Raw genomic sequence first — 1,630 nt, forward strand, 5'->3', positions numbered from 1 at the left:
TCAGCAGGGCGTCCAGGTTGTTCGTCACACAACGATCTTGGACGCCCTGTCTGCGTTCCCAGACACACCGTCAGCATTCGGAATGACTCGTCTAGTAGGGCTTGGTCAGGTTCGCTCGATGGTGGCGTGTCCGCTTGATCGGTTGTGTCGTTGATCGGGTGTGCTGGGTGGCGAGTTGGTTGCGGTCCGGTGTGATCTGGAGGACTTCGCGGCGGAGGCGTTCGAGCCGTTCGCGCGGGCGGAACAGCGACGGTGGGGCGAGGTTTATCTGCGAGGGCTGCTGCTGGACGGCGGGCGGAAATCGGTGGAGCCGATGGCCGCCCGTCTGGGCGAGGACGGTAACCGGCAGGCCCTGGCCCACTTCGTCACCACCAGCCCGTGGGGTGCAGCGCATGTCCGGGCCCGCCTGGCCTGGCGGATGCAGCCGGTCATCAAGCCCACCGCGCTGATCATCGATGACACCGGGTTCCTCAAGGACGGTGGCGCGTCCGCGTGCGTGAGCCGGCAGTACACCGGCACCGCGGGCAAGGTCACCAACTGTCAGGCCGGAGTCTCACTGCACCTAGCCTCCAACAACGCCTCTGCTGCGGTGAACTGGCGGCTGTTTCTGCCCGAGAGCTGGGATCCCGCCGCCTCGAAGGCCGATCCGAAAAAGGTGGCCCGCCGCGCCTCGTGCGCGGTCCCGGCAGAGCTGGGCCATGTCGAGAAGTGGCAGCTGGCCCTCGACATGATCGACGAGACGCGGTCCTGGGGCGTCGACGTGTCCCAGGTCATCGCCGACGGCGGATACGGTGACACCGCCGCCTTCCGGCTCGGCCTGGAGGCGCGCGGACTCGACTACGTGGTGGGCATCTCGACCACGACCACCGCGCACTCCGAGGAGGCACGACCGTGCACCGCCGGCTACAGCGGCCGGGGTCGACGGCCGGTTGCGGCCTATCCCGAGCCGGCCCGGCGGGTGAAAGACCTGGTCATCGCGGCGGGCAAGGTGTCCGCCCGGCCGGTGCAGTGGCGTGAGGGCTCACGGCCCGGCAGCGGCCGCAGTGGCCACAAGCGCATGTACTCGCGCTTCGTCGCCCTGCGGATCAGACCCGCCGGACGCGAGATCCGCAAGGCCACGGCCGGCACCGAACTGTCGGTGCGCTGGCTGCTGGCCGAATGGCCTGCCGCCGAGGACGAACCCGTGCAGTTCTGGCTCGCCAACCTGCCCGATAACACCTCGCTGCCCGTCCTCGTGCGCACCGCAAAGCTCCGCTGGCGCATCGAGAACGACTACCGGGAGATGAAACAGGCACTCGGCCTGGCTCACTTCGAGGGCCGCACCTGGCCCGGCTGGCACCACCACGTCACCCTCGTCTCCGTCGCCCACGCCTTCTGCACCCTCCGGCGGTTGACCCGCTCCCCAAAAGAGACGGCGTCGGCCTGAGCCTCTACCGAGTCGTCCGCGAAGTGCAGTTACTCCTCGCACTCTGGACCGGCGCCTGCCCCACCTGTCACCGCGAGATCCCCGACCCCGCACCAACCTGACCAAGCCCTACTAGACGAGTCATTCCTATGTGATCAGTGGTCGTAGGCGATCAAGGATCGTGTGACCGGCTGGCCGGTCTTGTGGTTGTGCCAGATCGCGGCG

1 protein-coding gene is annotated in these 1,630 nt (G+C 68.0%); it reads left to right on the forward strand.

Annotated elements, in window-relative coordinates:
* Nucleotides 1-175 precede the first annotated feature (175 nt).
* Complete coding sequence (locus ACIQNU_RS43775; RefSeq protein WP_401378315.1) at nucleotides 176-1,426, forward strand: IS701 family transposase; 1,251 nt, start codon at nucleotides 176-178, stop codon at nucleotides 1,424-1,426.
* The last annotated feature ends 204 nt before the right edge of the window (nucleotides 1,427-1,630 follow it).

It is taken from the genome of Streptomyces sp. NPDC091292, from assembly GCF_044757265.1.
In the GTDB taxonomy this organism is placed as follows: Bacteria; Actinomycetota; Actinomycetes; order Streptomycetales; family Streptomycetaceae; genus Streptomyces.